18 protein-coding genes and 1 pseudogene are annotated in these 18103 nt (G+C 57.0%); 3 read left to right on the top strand and 16 right to left on the bottom strand.

The window, feature by feature from the left end; genetic code table 11:
- Positions 1 to 28: 28 nt before the first annotated feature.
- Positions 29 to 319, top strand: a complete 291-nt coding sequence (locus SBL51_RS06900; protein WP_317930165.1) for a Dabb family protein — start codon at positions 29 to 31, stop codon at positions 317 to 319.
- A gap of 62 nt (positions 320 to 381) precedes the next feature.
- On the opposite strand, the gene SBL51_RS06905 is transcribed toward SBL51_RS06900, so the two are convergent.
- Positions 382 to 1239, bottom strand: a complete 858-nt coding sequence (locus tag SBL51_RS06905; protein ID WP_317930166.1) for a LysR family transcriptional regulator — start codon at positions 1237 to 1239, stop codon at positions 382 to 384.
- A 195-nt stretch (positions 1240 to 1434) separates the two neighbouring features.
- Between SBL51_RS06905 and SBL51_RS06910 the strand changes: the two genes are divergently transcribed.
- Positions 1435 to 1833: a hypothetical protein gene (locus SBL51_RS06910; RefSeq protein WP_317930167.1), complete on the top strand. Its 399-nt coding sequence runs from the start codon at positions 1435 to 1437 to the stop codon at positions 1831 to 1833.
- Positions 1834 to 1883: 50 nt separating this feature from the next.
- Here SBL51_RS06910 and SBL51_RS06915 read toward each other — a convergent pair.
- The 10 genes and pseudogenes from SBL51_RS06915 to SBL51_RS06955 form a co-directional block, all read right to left on the bottom strand.
- Positions 1884 to 2102 (bottom strand): annotated as a pseudogene (locus SBL51_RS06915) (Mpo1-like protein); the annotation flags it as partial.
- A 248-nt stretch (positions 2103 to 2350) separates the two neighbouring features.
- Complete coding sequence (locus SBL51_RS23280) at positions 2351 to 2464, bottom strand: Mpo1-like protein (RefSeq protein ID WP_411860464.1); 114 nt, start codon at positions 2462 to 2464, stop codon at positions 2351 to 2353.
- A gap of 189 nt (positions 2465 to 2653) precedes the next feature.
- Complete coding sequence (locus SBL51_RS06920; RefSeq protein WP_317930168.1) at positions 2654 to 3958, bottom strand: HupE/UreJ family protein; 1305 nt, start codon at positions 3956 to 3958, stop codon at positions 2654 to 2656.
- Between the two features lie 101 nt (positions 3959 to 4059).
- Entirely contained in the window at positions 4060 to 5268 is a 1209-nt protein-coding gene (locus SBL51_RS06925; RefSeq protein ID WP_317930169.1) for a DUF3500 domain-containing protein, read from the bottom strand.
- 187 nt (positions 5269 to 5455) lie between these two features.
- Complete coding sequence (locus SBL51_RS06930; RefSeq protein ID WP_317930170.1) at positions 5456 to 6151, bottom strand: response regulator; 696 nt, start codon at positions 6149 to 6151, stop codon at positions 5456 to 5458.
- A complete protein-coding gene (locus tag SBL51_RS06935; protein WP_317930171.1) occupies positions 6144 to 7670 on the bottom strand; it encodes an ATP-binding protein in 1527 nt (508 codons plus the stop codon). The genes SBL51_RS06930 and SBL51_RS06935 overlap by 8 nt, the downstream gene beginning before the upstream one ends.
- Positions 7671 to 7805: 135 nt before the next feature.
- Positions 7806 to 9239 carry an MFS transporter gene (locus SBL51_RS06940; protein ID WP_317930172.1) on the bottom strand — a complete coding sequence of 478 codons (1434 nt, stop codon included), beginning with the start codon at positions 9237 to 9239 and terminating at the stop codon, positions 7806 to 7808.
- A gap of 82 nt (positions 9240 to 9321) precedes the next feature.
- The gene (locus SBL51_RS06945) at positions 9322 to 10152 is read right to left on the bottom strand and encodes a 23S rRNA (adenine(2030)-N(6))-methyltransferase RlmJ (RefSeq protein WP_317930173.1); all 831 of its coding nucleotides are present in this window, start codon (positions 10150 to 10152) and stop codon (positions 9322 to 9324) included.
- A 286-nt stretch (positions 10153 to 10438) separates the two neighbouring features.
- Positions 10439 to 11560, bottom strand: a complete 1122-nt coding sequence (locus SBL51_RS06950) for a zinc-binding dehydrogenase (RefSeq protein ID WP_317930573.1) — start codon at positions 11558 to 11560, stop codon at positions 10439 to 10441.
- A gap of 61 nt (positions 11561 to 11621) precedes the next feature.
- Positions 11622 to 12389 carry an SDR family oxidoreductase gene (locus SBL51_RS06955; RefSeq protein WP_317930174.1) on the bottom strand — a complete coding sequence of 256 codons (768 nt, stop codon included), beginning with the start codon at positions 12387 to 12389 and terminating at the stop codon, positions 11622 to 11624.
- A 415-nt stretch (positions 12390 to 12804) separates the two neighbouring features.
- On the opposite strand from SBL51_RS06955, the gene SBL51_RS06960 reads away from it, so the two are divergent.
- Positions 12805 to 13224, top strand: coding sequence for a DUF6491 family protein (locus SBL51_RS06960; RefSeq protein ID WP_317930175.1), 420 nt, complete (start codon positions 12805 to 12807; stop codon positions 13222 to 13224).
- Positions 13225 to 13258: 34 nt separating this feature from the next.
- Here SBL51_RS06960 and SBL51_RS06965 read toward each other — a convergent pair whose 3' ends face one another.
- The 5 genes from SBL51_RS06965 to SBL51_RS06985 form a co-directional block, all read right to left on the bottom strand.
- Positions 13259 to 13639, bottom strand: coding sequence for a VOC family protein (locus SBL51_RS06965; protein WP_317930176.1), 381 nt, complete (start codon positions 13637 to 13639; stop codon positions 13259 to 13261).
- 272 nt (positions 13640 to 13911) lie between these two features.
- Positions 13912 to 14874 (bottom strand): phosphotransferase, encoded by a 963-nt coding sequence (locus SBL51_RS06970; protein WP_317930177.1) that lies wholly within the window; start codon positions 14872 to 14874, stop codon positions 13912 to 13914.
- Between the two features lie 33 nt (positions 14875 to 14907).
- Positions 14908 to 15642, bottom strand: a complete 735-nt coding sequence (locus tag SBL51_RS06975) for a polysaccharide deacetylase family protein (protein WP_317930178.1) — start codon at positions 15640 to 15642, stop codon at positions 14908 to 14910.
- Entirely contained in the window at positions 15639 to 16778 is a 1140-nt protein-coding gene (locus SBL51_RS06980) for a glycosyltransferase (protein ID WP_317930179.1), read from the bottom strand. The genes SBL51_RS06975 and SBL51_RS06980 overlap by 4 nt, the downstream gene beginning before the upstream one ends.
- Positions 16775 to 17911, bottom strand: a complete 1137-nt coding sequence (locus tag SBL51_RS06985) for a sulfotransferase (protein ID WP_317930180.1) — start codon at positions 17909 to 17911, stop codon at positions 16775 to 16777. The genes SBL51_RS06980 and SBL51_RS06985 overlap by 4 nt, the downstream gene beginning before the upstream one ends.
- Positions 17912 to 18103 lie beyond the last annotated feature (192 nt).

Below are 18103 nucleotides of genomic sequence, written 5' to 3' on the forward strand. Positions count from 1 at the left end.
CCAACAAAAACAAAAAGGTAAACCGGCAATGATCAAGCACGTGGTATTAATCAAATTGAAAGCGGACTACGACCCACAACAACTGCAATCTCTGATCGAAAAACTGGACGCGCTAATTGATGAGGTGCCCACCTTGAAACGCTTTGACCACGGCAAAAATGCCGCCGGTGAAGGCGGTAAATTCGATTATGGCGTAGTGGCCGAATTTGATTCCATGGCCGATTGCCAGGCCTATCTGGTGCACCCGGCCCACCAAGCTGCGGGCGCGGTGTTGATGCCACTGATTGCTGAAGCGGCCTCCATGCAGTTTGAATATTAACCTCCTCGATGGCCGTACCGTTGACGGCCATTTCTATTTTCGGCCAGTACCAGCTGGCCGCCTCAATCCAGAATCAGATTTTCCGCCATAAAGCGCATAAAAGTGCGCACACGCTCGCTGTTGCGTAGATCCCGATGGGTGAGAATCCAGATGGAGTATTCGGCCAGGGTCTGACCATCAAACAGCGCCACCAGATTTTTGTGCAATTGCGCCTGTTGGGTGGAGAGAAAGCCCGCCCCCATGCCGTGGTGAATGGCGCTGACCACATCCGGCATGGAGCCGGCGTACATCACCACCTTGGGGTTGGCAATATTCAATGACTGAAGGTACTTCAGGTTGGCGGTGGCGGTCATCTGCCAGACTATCCAGTCGTAATCGGCGGGGGTGGCATCGGCGGGTAGGGTATCCAGATATTTGCGGTTGGCGTAGGCCTTGCCCTTCACCTTGCCCAGGCAGCGGCCGGCCAGCAGCTCCGGTGGTGACTCGGAGATCCGTATCACAATATCCACCTCCTGCTGGTTGATATTGTCGGCCTGCATGGTGCTGTGTACCTCCAGGGTGATCTCCGGGTGCTGGCGCCGAAACTCGGCATAGAGCGGGTAGACATTGATAATACCGATCTCCGGCTGGGAGATACGCAGCTTGCCCTCGGTAACATCATCGCGCCCCTCCGCCAGGGCCAGCACATGGTCGATATTGCCTTCAATGGCCTGAGCGTTCTGGTAGAGCTCCTCGCCGGCCAGGGTGAGTTCATAGCCCCGCTGCAGTTTTTTAAAGAGCTTGCTGCCCAGCGCCTTTTCAAATTGCTCGATGCGGCGCAACACCGTCGAGTGGCTCACCCCCAATTGATTGGCCGCTCCCAGCACAGTGCCCTGGCGAGCCACCGCCAAAAAGTAACGTAAGTTTTCCCAATCGCGCACCCTGCCCTCCTGCCGCTGCGACCTAATGTGCCTGTTGAATGGCTGGAATCGGTCGATTGGACCCGGTTTCAACAGCAGCTTTCAAGCCGCCCCAATGTGCAAATCCAAACAATAATTGTTGAACAATATGCAATTTACGACAATCGCCACCATTTTTACAATGGCCCCTGTTTTACAACAACCGGGGATTCCGTCATGAAAAATCTGTTACTGAGCAGTGTTATCGTTGTAACCGGCTTGTTTGCGTCCTACGCCCTGGCCGGCGACGCCACCAATGCCAATTTGGTGATTTTCCGTACCATTGATGTAGCCCAAACCCGCGGTATTCACTACCGACTGCTGGTGGATGGCGAAGAGATGGGCAAACTCAAGCCCGACACCGTCATCAGTCTGCAGCTCGCACCTGGCGAACATGTGATTACAGCCAGCGACAAGAAACAGAGCCAGATGGTGGTCACTGTAAGCGCCGGTGAAACCGCCTTCGTCACCGGCTCGGTGGATCGAAAAAGGGTAATGAATTTTAGCGAAGCCGAACCCACCGAAGCGGTGCTAGCCACCTTGGCCGACCGCGAAGCGGTGGTGATGGCCGAGTAGACAACCGAACCACATGCCATGCAGCTTAAGCCCGGGGGTCCTACCAAGTGTTAACCCCCGTTTTTTTTGCCCGCCAAAATGCGACGCCCGCCACTGGCCAGCCAGCCAAAATAGATCACCCAATCCGAGATAAACGAATAGAACGGATAACCAAAGGTGGCCGGTTTGTTCTTTTCAAAAACAAAATGGCCGTACCAGGCACGGCCATAACCGATAACGGGCAGCAACAAAAGCCCCCAATAGAGTTGCCACAGCAAGCACACTAGGGCCTGTTAACACTAATTTAGCACCACCGCTGGAGGTCAGTTTTTTGTCCAGCTAGGTGCCAGACGTGCCATGTAGTGGGCCTACCTAAGCGGCTGGCACCTAGCTGGGCAAAAAACTGGCCGCAGCCCGAAGGGTTGAGCCTGAAATGAGCTCGCTCGTTGTTGCTCACCGCTGATTTGGGCCCACCAAACTACGCGGCTCGCGCCTAGATCGAGCTCATTTCAAGCTCAACAGAGGTGCTAAATTAGTGTTAACAGGCCCTAGCAACCAACGTACTGCCCAGGTAGTGACAATAGCGGCAGCGAATATCACTGTGTTGCGTTAAATAGTATTGATAAAACTCAGAATAGTTGGCGAAGGTCATGGCTTGGCCCTGGTTATTATTGTTATCACAAAGGGTGTAATGGTTGTTACCCGGAAGTGGCCACAGTCTACTCCTGCCCTCCCCTGCTTGCCCTTCGCCCCATGCAGTAATTACTTATGGCAGGTGGGTATCGTTCTTAATTATTGAGGGGTTAATTATCGGAAGAGGTTAATTATGGAGAGCGATTAATTATTGAGAAGCGCAAACTTTACGACGGCCAATAACAGTGGCCAGCGTTAACACCCAAAGCGCAACGACCAAAAAAGGCGACTGCTGAGCAACCGCATCAATAATTCCACTGCTATTGAACGACGGCAGTTGTAGCCGTTGCAAACCCCAACTAACGGCCGCCACCAGTGCCAGCCCTCCGGTTACAGCCGCAAATTGACGATAACACCGAAAATGGCGGCTACCCAACACAATTAAACAGGGCAACACCGCCATCACAATCGCCGCCTGCACCAGCTCGATACCGGCCGTAAACGCCATTAACGTTAATAGCTTTGTGCTCAGGTTCAAACCCAGCAGGCTCAAACTATTCGCAAACGCCAAGCCATGAATTAAGCCAAACACACCGGCACAGCAATAGAGATATTTTTTTAACACCGGCTTTAACAAATTGATCGCCGCCAGCGCGATGGTCAGCGCGATAGCCACCTCCACCGGCGCTGACGGCAGGGTTAACCAGCCAAGGCCGGCAACAATCAAAGTGAGGGTGTGGCCAAGGGTAAAGGCACTGACCAGTAGTAGCGCCTGGCGAATGGCCGTGAAACGTTTCGGGCCGGATTGCCAGCGCCCGCGTTTAATAACCATCGGCGTGGTTAACAACAGGCAGAACAGAAATAACAGATGATCAGCACCCGCCAGAATGTGGTGTACGCCCTGCACAAACACCGTATAAACACCCAACAGCGTGCTCGCCTGGGTGCGATCAATTTCAATATGGGTATTGTGGTGTTGCAGTGTGGGCAGCAGCTTTGTGCTCTCCGGTGTTACACCCAAGGCGAAATCCCGGCGCAACGACGCATAGGTAATATGGTTAATCACCCGGTGGGCGATAACATCGTAATCCAACACCAGGTTGCCCACTGAGCTGTTGGCAAACGCCGGGTTTTCGAAATTCAACTGCGCAACCAATTGCAGTTCACCGTTATGCTCAGCCACTTGCAGGCCAGCCACGGTCATAGGCCAAGCCAATTCGTCGCTGGCGTGATCTCGGCCCACAACGCTTGCAAGACGAATATGCTGGCGCAGGTAATCCGCGGCGGCGGCACTATCAAACTGGGAGAAAATCGTTAACGCTTCGTCCAGGTTTTGTGCGGCATGGGCCTTGGGAAAAATCTCCGGGGCGGCAATGAACAGCTGATCAACCGGCAGATGCAACTCAAAAGCAGCGTGATCGGATAACAGATCGATCGATAGCGTGCTGCTTTGGGCGGGGTGCGCGAACACCGGCTTGGCCAACAGCAGCGCCAGCACGAGCAGCCCTGGCAACCAGGTATTTTTAAGCGGGCCACGCGCCGGCACCCTTGCCAGCCATCGCCCACAAAAATTGCCGAGCCTTAAAAGCCCGACAAGCCCACCCCACTCAGCCCTCACAGATCGTTACCGTAATCGAGGGTTTTATCGCGAAATACAGTATGGAAGTGGGTTTGACTGCGAATCACGACGCCGCCCTGACAGGCAATTTCAATCCAGACGCGCGGGCCATCAATGCGCATGTAAGTACCACTCACATCGACATCCACCCCCGACGATTGGCTACCCGCCCAGGCGATATAAGTTTCGGCAAAGGCTGCGTCGGAGGTGTAGTCGGCGATCAAGCCATCAGCCACCGCCTGGCTGTAGTCATCGACAAAACTGGCAATTGCCTCTGTCACTAACGCCTGTTGCGCCGAGCTGAGATCACTCACCAAAATACCACCACGATCGGAACCCGAGGGGTAGTCGTCAGGCATTTCTCCACTGCCGTTGTCGGGGCCAACCAGCACATCCGAGAAACTTTGCCCATCCAGATAGGCGTAATCCAACTCAGAAGCAGAGAGCGAATCGAACATCGCCAGGAAGGCATCGGCTTCGTTATCCAAGGTGGAGTATTCGTTGCTGTCGACCACAAAAGTGCCTTTTGGCTCGGAACCGATATGGTGTGGGAAAGGGTAGCCCTCGCCACTCAGATAGGTGATGTTAAACGCCAGGTGGTGGCCGCCAATCTGCAGCATCCAACGGGAATCGGTGCCCGGGTAGCCAAAGATCGCCACATAGTAGAGATCTTTGCCATAACCGTTCGCGCCCAAATCATTTAAATATTGGTCGGCGGCCATGGCGGCGATCATATCTTCATAGCCGGCATCACTCAGCGCCGCTTTGGCCAACACCAGGACAGCGGTTTTGCTCTCATCCGACATCACTCCAAAACCCAGGCCATTGCGCGGCACACCTCCGGTTGGCAGGTTGGACCAGGTAGTGCGCGCTTCGGCATCGGCGTAGTCCAACTGCGCCGTGGCCAGTTCGTCGCTATCCAGTGTCGCCAGGAAAGCATTGGCGGCACAGGCGATAGCGGTCATCTCATCCGTATCGTCACAATCCCCCAGGCTGACGCTGGCGGTAAGGGTATCGACATCACCACTACTGCTGGTGTTGGATGAGCTGCTCGATGAAGAGCTGCCGGAGCTTGACGACGAACTGCTGGAGGAGCTGCTGCTGTTGCTATCGCCACTGCCGGAGCCACCACAGGCCACCATCGTTAGCGGAGCAAATAGAATCGCCACCAGCCACAGGCGGGTGGTCTTTTTGTGAATAGTCATATCGGTTACACCAGATCATTAACAGATAGAAACCCGTCCCAAAACCTGGTGGCAACCACCAACTCGGTTAGGGCAACGTTAACAATCAGTGTCGCCAACAACTGCGCACCAATTAGTGAGCAAATGTGCAACAAATGTTAAAGCGGTGGCGTTTAAAAAAAGTGGCGGGCAATAAAACCAGGCTGGCCTAGAGAGGCAACTCGAACTTGTAGCCCACACCATAGACCGAGCGGATAACCTCCTGCTCGCTATCGACGGCCGCCAACTTGCGGCGCAGCTTGGTGATGTGGGAATCGATAGTGCGATCGTTAACCACGCGGTGGTCATTGTAAATGTTGCTCATCAGCTGCTCGCGGGAAAATATCCGCCGCGGCTCCTGGGCCATGGTGTAAAGCAGGCGAAATTCCACCGCGGTGAGCGCCAAGGCCTGGCCACTCCAGTAACCATCCAGTGTCGCTTGGTCGAGAGTCAGCGGTGAATTTGCGTTGTCTGGCAGGGCCTGCGCCAGGGGCGACATCGCCTGGTAACGGCGCAACACCGCTTTGCAGCGCGCCACCACCTCGCGCGGGCTGTAGGGTTTGCAGATATAGTCATCGGCACCAATCTCGAGCCCCAACAGGCGATCAATCTCATCGATGCGTGCCGTCACCATAATGATCGGCACCTGGCTGCGCGCGCGAATCTCCCGGCACAGCGTCAGGCCATCGACGGAGGGCAGCATTAAATCGAGCAGCACCAGATCCGGTGCCAGCCGCTCGAAGGCCGCCAGCACCGCGCCGCCATCGGCCACCCACTCCACGTCGAAACTATCACGTTGCAAAAAGGCCTGCATTACCTCGGCCAGGCTCTCTTCATCTTCAACGAGTAACACTTTGTTATTCATGTCGATCACTCATTAACGCGGGCAGTTTGACGGTCACCGCCAGGCCACCCTGGGGGCTGTCGCTAAACAGAAGCTGGCCACCGTGGGCTTTAACTATGGCGGCACACAAATTCAAGCCAAGCCCGGCACCACCACTGCGACGATGGCGCGATACCTCCACACGAAACAGGCGCTCGGTAAGGCGCTGCTGGAGTTCGGCTGCGACCCCCGGGGCGGAGTCCTGTACGGTGACCGTCACCCAGTCGCCCTCTACCCCGACAATGATTTCAACCTCGCCCGGGCTGTCGGTGTAGCGACGGCTGTTCCCCAGCAGGTTGCAAAACAGCTGGGTAATTCGCTGTTCATCCGCCCACACCTGCGGCAAACATTGGTGGCATTTAACCAAGGTCAGCGACAACTGTCGCTGCCGAAAACCCGGCAGTTCGGTGGCAACAATGCGTTCCATAAGCTGCGCCAGGTCGCAATCCATCATCTGGTAGGAGAGCGCGCCGGCATCGGCCAGAGAGAGCTGGTAGAGATCATTGATTAAACTCGACAAGCGCTGGGTTTGATCGTGCAGTTTGGGCAGCGTCTCTGGCGTAAGCGGTATAATCCCCTCTTGCATGGCCTCGATATAGGCCTGCAGACTGGCCACCGGAGTGCGCAATTCATGGGAGATATCGGCCGTCACCTGTTGCCGCTGGCGCTGGCTGTCGTCGAGGGTTTGGGCGAGCTTGTTGAGGTTTTCGGCCAGGCAGGCCAGCTCGTCGTTGCCGACCACCTTCGCCCGGGCTTGGTAGAGCCCCTGACTTAAATCGGTGACAGTTTCATGCAGCTGAATAATGCGCCGGCTGAGCAGCGCCGACAGCGGTATGGCAGCCAGTACCGACACCAGCAGACTGGCGAGCGCTAAACAGAGCAGCAGCGCCCGCTGCTGAGTGACAATCGGGTCCTGCCAGAAGTCGCCCAGGCGCGCCGGTGGTGGTGGCAAACCGATATAACCCACCACCAATGCGGCACTGCCCTCCCCTACCACAATCGGCTGCAGTGTGCCCTCCAAATCGACCTTGCCAACCACCTGGCGGCGCTCCGCATCCAACAGAAAAAATGGCAGTGTGGCCCCCTGAGGCGGCAGGCTATCGGGGGCCGGTCCCGGGGGCTGCATTGACGGAGGTTGACCAATGGGAGGTTGTCCTAAAGGTGGTTGGCCTATTGGTGGCTGATCGGGCCGACCATTGCTCAATCCACCAGGCGCAGGCGGCGCCTGCTCGCCGTTACTGGCTAGAGGACCACTGCGATCATGGGCGACTAACCACGCCCGCCAAACATCCTCCTGCCCGGTAAATGCCTGCCAGGATTGGTGATCACGAAAATAGTCGCCCAGAGGTTCTGCCAAAGTCTGCAGGCGTTCCTGATCGGCCTGCTTGATGTAACTGGTCGCGCCGCGCTCAAAGCTCCAGCGCAACATAAAATAGCCGGCCACAATCATCACCGCCATGGCGGCGACAAAAGCCAAAAAAAGTTTGCTACGTAATTTCAAATTAATTCCAACAATTACCTGAACTGCGTATAGCGACGCGGGTTTGGCGATCCACACTTTTCTGCACTATTTGCGGCATTGCATTGCCATACAATCCGCCGCGTATTATTACCACTGACAACCTCAGCCGCCAATCTACTCCTCATCGCCATCACCATCACCGTCACCATCGCGCGGCTTGCGATAGACCGTCAGCCAATCCAGTACCATCCCCGAGATGGCATTGAAGCGGGCGATACGGTAGGCGATTTTAAGCATCTCCGGCCGCGGCCGAATATGGGGCTCTTTAATTTGGGGCAAAAACCAGAGACTGACCAGCGAGCGCAACAAGCTACTCAAAATAAAAACCACAAAAAGGGTGGAGGCCAAATTGAATGGCAACCAATTGGCGATCTCTGCCCGATAGGTGGCCACCCAACCACCCAGCATTGCGCCCGCAAAAACGAAGCCGGCCATGGTCGACGACTGCAGGGCCGCGTAGATGGCAAAGTTGGAGCGATGGGGACGAATATCGTAGAGGTAGTTGGCGGTGCTCAGGTTAAAGCCGCTCCAACCAATACCGGAGATCAACTGCACCAGAATCAGATAGTAAAAATTGGGCGAGAAGAGCCACAACACCGGCAACCCCGGCAGAATGATCGAGGTGATCATCATCACCCAGCGGTTGCCGTAGCGGTCGGCCACCTTGCCCCAGATGGCCAACATAAAAAACTGCATCACAATCGAGGCCATGCTGGTGATGGCGTACTGGAAATAGGTGAACTGCAGCTCGTCCAACTGGTAGACCGCAAAGAAGGGGGCGGAGATGGCCACCATGCCCTGCATGAAAGCGACAAACAGGGAGTATTGGCGGAAGCTTCTATCTTTGATCGCCTCTTTGCAATGCGCCAAGGTGGAGCTGATTACCGCCGGCTCCGACATCCGCGGGTGTGGATCCGGGTCATGCATGCGGCTGAAATAGTAGGCGGAAACACCGCGACCGGCAGCCGCCGCCAAAAAGATAAAACTAAAGCCCGCCCAGGCCAGGGCAAACTGCTGGCCCAAGGTGAGCAGGCCGCCGCCGGCCAGATACATCACAAACGAGGTGGCCATGGTCAGCCGGGTGCGGTGGGCAAAAAAGACACCGCGCCGGTTGGCCGGCACCAGTGAGCCCATCCAGGCGCGCCAGTAGGGTTGAATAATATTGAGACAGGCGTGGTAGACAATCACCAGCACAATCAGCCAGCGGATGGCCGGCAGCCCCAACCAGGCCGCCGCAGAGAGCAGCGCCAGCAGCAGCACCGCCAGGGCCTGCACCAGTGCGGTTACCACCACCAGTTTCTTGCGCTCGACAAAATGGGCGGCCGAGAGCGACGCCACCTGCACAAAGGCCCCCACGAACTGGGGAATGGCGGTCAGGCTGGAGAGCTGCAGGGCGCTCGCCTGCAGGTGGATGGCGAAGGCGCTGAAAAAGTTATCGCCGGTGGCGGTCATCAAGGCGCTGGCGACGGCCTCTTTTTGCGAGTGCTGAAGGGTGCTGCGCAGACGCCGGTCGAGACGCCGCTTAGCCGTCGATGGAGTCGCCGCCATAGGGTTGGAATGTCCTTGGTTCAATTCAAAAGTGGAGATTAATTGGGGAGCTGCAACGGTTTAACTCTGAATCGGCAGCGGCTCAATCCTGAAACTGAATTTGATAGCCCGCCTGATCATCCAGCGCCAACCGCTCACTCAGCCAGGGCAGGCCCGCGTTTAAGTTCTCCCGCAGAGTATAGGGCGGATTGATCACCAACATACCGCTGCCGTACATGCCATGCCCCTGGGGTTTGGCAGAAACGCTCAGGGTGACATTCAGCCACTTACCGGCCCCAATCTTTGGCAGGCGCGCCCGGAACTGCTCGACCTGCTCGCTGGCCAGCAGCGGATACCAGACCAGATAGGTGCCGGTGGCGAAGCGCTGCAAGCCCGCCTTTAAGGCCTCCAGTACCTGGCCATAGTCACTTTTCAGTTCATAGGAGGGGTCGATCAGCACCAGGCCGCGCCGGCTGGCCGGTGGCAGTGCCGCCTTAAGCTGGCCAAAACCATCGCCCTCGATAATCCGTACCCGTTTATCGCGCCCCAGATTGGCCCGCAGCAGCCGTTGATCAGTGGAGTGCATCTCCGCCAGGCAGAGCTGATCATCGGCGCGCAGCAGGCGGGCGGCAATCACACAGGAGCCCGGGTAGTGGGCAAGCCCGGCGCCGTTCTCCTGCTGCACCACCTGCAGATAATCGCTGAACACCGCCGGCGCCTCGGCCTGCCAGAGTCGGCCAATACCACCCTGATACTCGCCGGTCTTTTCAGCAAAGGCGTCGCTGAGCGAATAGCGGCCGCTGCCGGCGTGGGTATCGAGGTAAAAAATGGGCTTGGGTTTGTTTTTCAGGTACTGCAAACAGAGGCTAAGCACCCAATGTTTGAGAACATCGGCATGGTTGCCAGCATGGAAGGCGTGACGATAACTGAGCATGGGCGTAGAAGTGGCTTGGGCCGGGTGGGCTGAAAGACGGCTACTTTAACCATGCCCAGCCCGGCTGGATAGCGGTTTTTCCTGCTCTTGATTCAGAGGTCTGGCAGAACCTGTTGGCAGAGCAGCCACTAAACCCATCGCAACGTAAGCAAATGGTTAATTAGAAGGCTGCCGCCAGCTTCGACCGGGATACCTCAACCGAGCGGTGGGCTACTTTGCCAAGGGCGAAGATTCCATTCCCCCTGTGGCGATACGCTAGGGCCTGTTAACACTAAGTTAACAGGCCCTAGGCCTGCGGCCGAATCAGATACTTCTCACCGGTGGCCTGCTTGGTGTAGCTGCGCAGTGCCTCCTCGGCCAGTACTTCACGCAGGGAGATCTCCCGGGTGTAGTGGCTGGCGAAGGTGGTGTTGATCTCATCCGCCACCCGCCGGCGCAATACCTGAAAGCGTTCCATACCCAGGCGCTGCAGGAAAGGCGGTAACAGCCAGCCACCCACACCCCAGCACATACCAAACGAGCGGTTCAGCTGAATGGGGTTGAGGTCGAGCGCTCCGTACACATAAACCTGTTTGGTCACCTCGGAGCCATAGGGGCTCCACTGGCTCATCGCCTGGCTGGCGACATTCTCCATGGCGGTTAATATCTGCCCGGCCAGGCGGCCGCCACCAATGGCATCAAACGCCAGCGTGGCTCCGGTGGCGGCCACAGCCTGCACCAGCTGCTGGCTGAAATCCTCGGCGCTGCTGTTGCACACCCACTCGGCACCCAGGCCCTGTAACAGCTCAACCTGCTCCGGCTTGCGCACAATATTAACCAGCGGTACGCCGTCGGCCTGGCAAATTTTCACCAGCATCTGGCCCAGGTTGGAGGCCGCTGCGGTGTGCACCAGGGCGGTGTGATTCTCCAGACGCATGGTCTCCACCATGCAGAGGGCGGTGAGGGGATTGATAAAACTGGAGGCGGCTGCGGCGACGTCGGTACCCGGGTGCATCGCCAGGCAGCTGGCGGCCGGCACCACCCGGTATTGGCAGTACATGCCACCGCCAGAGACACCCACGGTTTTACCGAGCAGCGCCTGGCAGTTACTGCCGGCCGCCACCACGGTGCCACCACCTTCGTTACCCACGGGAATACCCTTATCCAAGCGCTTGGCCAGCGCCTTCAACGCCTGTGGTGGCACGGCCATGGTGGCCACCGCCTCCTCGCCCTGGCCGCTCACCGCCAAGGTGTTGATATCGCCGGCGTTGATCAGCACCGCCAGATCAGAGGGGTTGATGGGAGCCGCCTCAATTCGTACCAGCACTTCGTGAGCCTTGGGTTGTGGCACCGGTACCCGCGCCAAAGCCAGCTGCAGCTGGCCTTGGCTGGTGATGGTGGACTTCAGTTGCAGTTGGGTTTCAGCCAGGGATTCGGCCAACATAAGCACCTCGCTTGCGGATCAGGTTATTGTTTTAATTTTCGCTGGCTCAAACAGCGGTCATGCCGCCATCGACCAGAAGTTGGTGGCCCAGCACGAAGCCGGCCTTGTTGGAACAGAGGAACAGTACCGCCTCGGCGATCTCTTCCGCTTCGCCCAGACGGCCAATGGGGTGCAGCGCCACCACATGCTGTGCCCTTCTCGGCTCCAGGGCGATGGCCCGCTCGGTCATTGCGGTATCGATAACACCCGGGCAGACCGAATTGATGCGGATTCCCCGGCGGCCATATTCGACGGCGGCCGATTGCGTGAGACCCACCACGGCGTGTTTAGAGGCGGCGTAGATGGGCTGGCGGCCGGCGCCAATCACCCCCGCCACCGAGGCGATATTAACGATGGCACCGCCTTGGCCCTGAGCCAGCATCTGCTCAATTTCATGCTTCATACAGAGCCAGGTGCCTTTGACATTCACCGCCATGATCTGGTCAAACTGGGACTCTTCGGAACGGGCGAGGGGCTCTTTTTCGATTTCGATACCGGCGTTATTGCAGGCCACATCCAAGCGCCCAAAGTGCACCACCACCTGGCGGATGGCCGCTGTTACCTGCTGCGCTTGGGTGATGTCGGCAGCCACGGCCAGCGCCTCACCACCGGCCTCAATAATGGCGGCGGCGGTGGCCTCTGCTCCGGCGAGGTCAATATCCACAATTGCGACCTTGGCACCCTCACGGGCAAAGGCCAGCGCCGTCGCCCGGCCAATGCCCGAACTGCCGCCGGTAACCAAGGCGACCTTACCATTTAATCCATAATCACTCACGGCTCGCTCCTGTTATTTTTATAATGCGCTGAAATTAAGTGGTGGCTAAAAGCCTGTGATGATGGTCGCCAAACACCCCCCAATCAATAACCAAGCTTACGCAGAAGCCCTGACCAATTCGCTCACGCTATTTTCTGCAGCGCATAAATCGCCGTAATGGCAAACTGGCCACACGCCCTCTTTCCAGCGATAGTGGGTAAAAAATTTAATGGGAGACGCCTGAAGCAATAGGCTGCACCACCCACCGGCATTTTCGCCCGCAAGCCATTGGCCTCCGGGTTGCTGTTATTACCAGCATTTGATCTGGCCGAAAAAAAAATAAGTCGGTGGGAAATAAGCAGCCAGTAGTGCACTCTAACCAGCCATAAAAAAGTGTTGCTCCGCTTGGGTGAATTCAGATCGTGAGGAATTGAACATGAAAATAGTAAACCACTTACAACACGTCGCGCTTGCTCTACTGCTTGCCGGCTGTGCGGCAACCGATTCGGCCTCGACCAATCAGGCCCCCACCGCAATGGAGGTGGCTATTGAGCGTGGTTATCTGTTGGGCGAAGAGGTGGATAAAATTCACAACTACGAAATCAGCGGCTGGCAGTACCTCGCCGCCGATGGACTGCTGTTACCCGCCAGCCCCAGTAAAACCTATTTGGTACTTTTGAAAGATCGTTGTTCGGAGTTGTCGAGCACCGAGACCATCGGCCTCACCACCACCGTCTCCAGTGTGCTCTCGCGCTTTGATGCGGTAATAGTGCACCCCCACCCAGGCGGCATTGAGCGCCGGTGCTACATCGACACCATCTATCTGGTGGAAAAACCGAAAAAGGGCGATGAATAAACTTAGTTAACGCGAGGCGTCTCGGCCATGCACTTTATTGCCCGGCCGGGGGCTGCCACAGCTCCACCTTGTTGCCGTCCGGGTCGATAACCCAACCGAACTTGCCAAACTCAGATGCCTCGGTCTTCTCTAACACTTCGCACCCCTCTGCACGCAGGGCGGCGAGCAGACGCTCCAGGTCGTCGACGCGGTAATTGACCATAAACGATGCTTGGCTGGGGGCAAAATAGTCTCCGTCACCAATCGACCAAACCGTGCTACCCGCCGTCGCCTGCCCGGCATCGTCGACCCAGCGAAATGTGGTACCACCCCAGGCCTGTACATCAATGCCAAGGTGTTGTTGGTACCAGGTGCGCAGCCGCTCTGGATTTTCTGATTTAATAAAAATCCCGCCAATCCCGGTCACTCTAGCCATGGTTGATTCTCCTGATTTGGCAACAGCGGTGTTCGCCGCCTCGGCCACAGATTCGGAGCTGGCCACTGCCGACAACAGCGTCAGCAACAGGGCTCTGTTCAAGTTAGTGATACCCATCGAACCCTCGACCAGCTCTGTAAGGTAGTGTGGCGAAACGAGGCAATTTCGCCTCGTGCTGATTGCAAGCCTTACAGATTACAACACAAGGCAAACCGGTAGACATTGATAATCTTGGCAGGCTAAAGATTTTCGAATAACACCTGCGTGAACAATTACAGATCCAGCTGGCTGACCAGGCGATTGCCGTAGCGGTTTAGCTTTTTATGGCCGGGCATCCAGCCCTGTAAAAAGCGATAAAAATCGGCCCAGGCAAAGGGGTAGAGCGCACGCCACTCCGCCTCCAGGGCGGTGGCGTCGATAGTCGGCTGGCTGGCCGCCAACGCGCCTCTCAACGATTGAAAATAGTGCGTTAAAAACTGCGCTTCCTGGCGCTCACACTCGGCTTCGCTCAACACACTGCCGACAAAATACGCTAGGTCTTTCATACCGCAGCCAGCGCCCACGTATTGAAAATCCACCGCCGCCACCGGCCCGCCACTGTCGCCAAAACAAAAGTTGGCAAGCTTGGCATCGCCGTGGATAAGGGTTTGAAAACGCGCCTGGTTTAAGCGCGCATCGATTAGCCCGGCGGCCTCTTTTAACGGGCCATCGGCCATGGCCGCCCACTCCTCCGGACGGGTGGCCAGGTGCCAATAGCTGCCCACCGGCCACAACCCCTGCGGCTCCGCCCCCATAAAACGGGCGTGAAATTGGGCCAGCCACTCGATGCAGGCGGCGAGCTCGGCCGGGGTTATCTGCTGCTTACGCAGGGGAAAGCCCGCCGCATTGAGGTCTTCCAGCACCAGGGTCGTGCTTTCGCCCTGTTGCGCCACCCCCAAACAGGCCGGTACCCGGCAGCTGGGCAGGCAGCGGTGCGCCCACTGTTGATACCAGGCCACCTCGACCTGATAGGAGCGCAGCTTGCGCTGATGGCCGATATCACTATTCCAGCCACGTGGGTGTTGGCTATTGGTCGGCGGGTTGATCTGCTTGACGATCACACTGCTCTGCGGAGCACCGGTTAAGCGGTAACGGACAATCTCGCCGTAGCCGCTCCACAGGCTCTGCACCACGGCAATGGGCTCGGCGGCAGTAGCGCCGGTGACTTGCAGAATATAATCGCTATCGATGGACATGGGCAAAAACTTAAAGGAGCTGGCGAGCCGCCATTATGCCCTATTGTTTACCACCGCCGGTTGCGTTGATTTGGGGAAAAGTTGAGTGCAGGTAACTAACTCAGCGCTCTGACTAATGTGTTGCAAAATGGAGTCGTGCAGGTGGTAGTGAAAATCGTAGGGGTGAATGGCGATGCGCAACACCCGCGCGCGGCTCAGCCATTTAACATTGAGCTGATTCCACAGCCAGAGAAAAGGCACACGCCAGTATTGGTCGGCCTCGTAACCGGTAAGAGCGAGCGTTAAAAACTGCTGCGCGTGGGCATCAAACAGGCCGCTGGAAAATTCGTAGTAGCGAAACGGCAGCTGCTGCAATTCGGCCTTACTGACCGCCCCCATAGCCCAGGCGGGCGGCACATACAGATCCGGCGGCGGCAGACCGTTGGCATGAAACCAGTGGTAATTATCGCTAATTAATTGGCTGATTTCGTCGCCGCTGAGTGAGAGATGCTCAGCCACATTGCGCGAGATAAACAGTGAGTGCAGCTGGTGCTTTATGCCGCGCTTGCGGCGAATAACGTGCTGCCAACCGTGGCCCGCCAGCTGATAGCCCCGTTGTTGCCAGGTACTTAATTGCGCGATTTGGCTGGCCTGCCATTGGCGGCCGGGCACCACCAGCAGGTAGACTTTTTCCGGGCTCACCTGGGCGGCGGAGAGTTTAGCCAGTATCTGTTCGACCTCCGCCAGGGTTTCGGGCATCACGTCGTGTACCGAGACCAGCGCCCTCATTTTTTTACCAGGGCATCGAGCAGGGAGTACCACATTCCCATGCTCCAATCGTTTAATTCACAGGCCGCGGCGCGGGCGGTGTCGGCCCGTTGCTGCAGTAATTTCTCGTCCATGCCGCGCAGGGTGGCCAGCGTAGTGGCCAGCGAAGATTCTGGCTCAACCACAAACAGGCCGTTTTTCAGCTTGGGCCATTGGCAGATGCCGCAGTTGTGCGATACCACCGTCAGGCGCCCGCGCGACATCGCTTCCAAGGCGACGGTTCCAAAGGATTCCACGTGGGAGGGCAGCACCAGGCAGTCGTGCTGGTCCAGCTGCGCCAACAGATCACTGCGATTTAACCAACCCAGGTAGTTTAAATTGGGTAGCGTCTTGGCCGCGGTTTCTATCAACTGCCGCTCCGGGCCATCACCCGAGATACTGAAAATCAGATCGGGGTGCGCACGGGCAGCTTCGACAATGGCCGGCAGATTTTTTTCGGCGGCCAGGCGGCCGGCAAACAGCACCTTTTCGATGCGACAGGCAGGCTCCGGCTGAGGCCGGTTAATAAAATCGAACGCCACCGGCGTGCCCACCCGGTAACTTTTTTTCGAGCCAAAATCGTTGGCGATTTGCACCATCTCATCGGAGTTGGCCACCACCACATCGGACCAGCGAAACAGCAACTTATTGGATACCCAAAAATAGGCACGATTGAGCGACCCCTCTATGCGCCCCCAATACATATCGGCCAGTTTTTCAAACCAGGTATGAAAACCCAAGAGCACAATGGCGCCCTGCTTGCGCCCCTGATAAGCACCGGCCAGGCCGATTAAACCGGGGGTGGGCACTATAACGATATCCGGCGCAAAGGCTTTTATCTGCCGTTTAATTTTAAGGAAATTGGGGATTAAAAACTTCTGCGTGGTATCGCCCGGCAAAGGCACATTGAGCCCACCCTGCCAGCGGCCATTGGCCTGAATAATGGGGCAGATGATCTCCAGCTCCGCTACCTTTGGCTTCAGGTATTGAATTAAATCCTGGTAGTAGGCACCGACGCCATTGCGCTCGGGGGCGGCGTCGGAGACGATCATCACCCGCATATGCTCTATTTGAACCGGCGGCTCCGTTAACAGCTCTGCACTGGCATTTTGATTCATAGGGTTCTCTCTGAAGCCGGATAAAGCGAGTTGGCCACCGCCAGCGGCCAAGCCACATTGAGCTTGGCCGAGGCCTCTGGGTATTTATGGGAACTCTGATATTTTTTATTGGCTTGGGCCAGGGGTTGATAGACCGCCAAAAGCTCCTCCGTGAGCGGCAAGCCGGCCTTCTCATAAAGGTTGTGCAGTCCTTCCAGCAGGCGGTATTTCAACTGTTCTATCTCCACCACCAGCACCGGCGAGCGGGCACTGGCCTGCTGCTCAATCTGGGCAAAGTAGTAGCGCAGCATCGCCGCCACATCGGCCTGAAATTCCGCCGCCTGCCAGTCGTAACCCAATAGCGACAGGGCCGGCTTCAGGGAGCTGAGTTGGGAGGCAAACACCTCCTCCGGTTGGCGAACGCAAGCGACAAAGGTGGCATCGGGAAAATGGTGCTGAAAACTGGCCAGGGCGCCGGTAAAGGAGGGGTTTTTGGCGAGGTAGGTTTTCTCTTCGCCGTGAACGTAGAGGTGGCGCTGCACCATACGCCGATAAAAGCACATGATGATCTCACGCTCGTGCTCGGTCAGTTGGCTGTCGAAATGGGCCAGTCGCCAGAGCCGGCGGTTGCCGGGAAAGAGCACCATCAGGATAAAACAGCTGAATATTGGCAGCAGCAGCAGGAAATCCTCTTCCGGCTCGCCGAGGCCCAGGGGGTGAATCGAATCCATCGCCTGCAGCCAACGCGGTTTAATTTTGCCGGCCAACGATTGCAGTGGCCGCAGGCACCAGGCCAGGGCGCGGCCGCAGTAGCGGGCGGTGATCGAGGGGGTTAACAGGCATTCGGCCAGGGTGGTGGTGGTAAATTGCGGGTCCGAGGCCAGGCTGCGCTGCAGAAAGGTGGTGCCACTGCGCGGTGCCCCGACAACAAACAGCGGCCGCGTTACCTTAACCTGGCGGTAACGGTGGAAAATGATCTCATCAAGCAACAAGCCCAGCCATTGCAGCTGCAGATAGACAAAGAAGAGCACCAGCCCCAACAGCAACAACAGATTGCGCAACAGAGGTAACGGGCGCCAAGTCACCACACGGCCCAGCTGCCAGGCCATCAGCAAGCCACCATTTTTAATGAAAAGCAGATATCCCCGAAACATACCTCTGCCGCTGCCTATAAAGCCCTATTCACTGCCCGTTTCTGACCGCAGCCGGTGCCAATAGCTCCACAGCGGTCGTAAATCCCGCACAGGTTTACTTACTAACATGACATAAATGTTACAAACACAGATTTGGTCACAGTTTTTCAGATTACCGGATGAATAGGCTGAGCGGGGCTACACTGAATAGAT

Source organism: Halioxenophilus sp. WMMB6 (genome assembly GCF_033283405.1).
In the GTDB taxonomy this organism is placed as follows: domain Bacteria; phylum Pseudomonadota; class Gammaproteobacteria; order Pseudomonadales; family Cellvibrionaceae; genus Halioxenophilus.

Coding starts and splice junctions, on each gene's coding strand:
- SBL51_RS06900 (WP_317930165.1), top strand. CDS start 29: ATGATCAAGCACGTGGTATTAATCAAATTGAAAGCGGACTACGACCCA.
- SBL51_RS06910 (WP_317930167.1), top strand. CDS start 1,435: ATGAAAAATCTGTTACTGAGCAGTGTTATCGTTGTAACCGGCTTGTTT.
- SBL51_RS23280 (WP_411860464.1), bottom strand. CDS start 2,464: ATGACCTTCGCCAACTATTCTGAGTTTTATCAATACTATTTAACGCAA.
- SBL51_RS06925 (WP_317930169.1), bottom strand. CDS start 5,268: ATGACTATTCACAAAAAGACCACCCGCCTGTGGCTGGTGGCGATTCTA.
- SBL51_RS06930 (WP_317930170.1), bottom strand. CDS start 6,151: ATGAATAACAAAGTGTTACTCGTTGAAGATGAAGAGAGCCTGGCCGAG.
- SBL51_RS06940 (WP_317930172.1), bottom strand. CDS start 9,239: ATGGCGGCGACTCCATCGACGGCTAAGCGGCGTCTCGACCGGCGTCTG.
- SBL51_RS06945 (WP_317930173.1), bottom strand. CDS start 10,152: ATGCTCAGTTATCGTCACGCCTTCCATGCTGGCAACCATGCCGATGTT.
- SBL51_RS06960 (WP_317930175.1), top strand. CDS start 12,805: ATGAAAATAGTAAACCACTTACAACACGTCGCGCTTGCTCTACTGCTT.
- SBL51_RS06965 (WP_317930176.1), bottom strand. CDS start 13,639: ATGGCTAGAGTGACCGGGATTGGCGGGATTTTTATTAAATCAGAAAAT.
- SBL51_RS06970 (WP_317930177.1), bottom strand. CDS start 14,874: ATGTCCATCGATAGCGATTATATTCTGCAAGTCACCGGCGCTACTGCC.
- SBL51_RS06975 (WP_317930178.1), bottom strand. CDS start 15,642: ATGAGGGCGCTGGTCTCGGTACACGACGTGATGCCCGAAACCCTGGCG.
- SBL51_RS06980 (WP_317930179.1), bottom strand. CDS start 16,778: ATGAATCAAAATGCCAGTGCAGAGCTGTTAACGGAGCCGCCGGTTCAA.
- SBL51_RS06985 (WP_317930180.1), bottom strand. CDS start 17,911: ATGTTTCGGGGATATCTGCTTTTCATTAAAAATGGTGGCTTGCTGATG.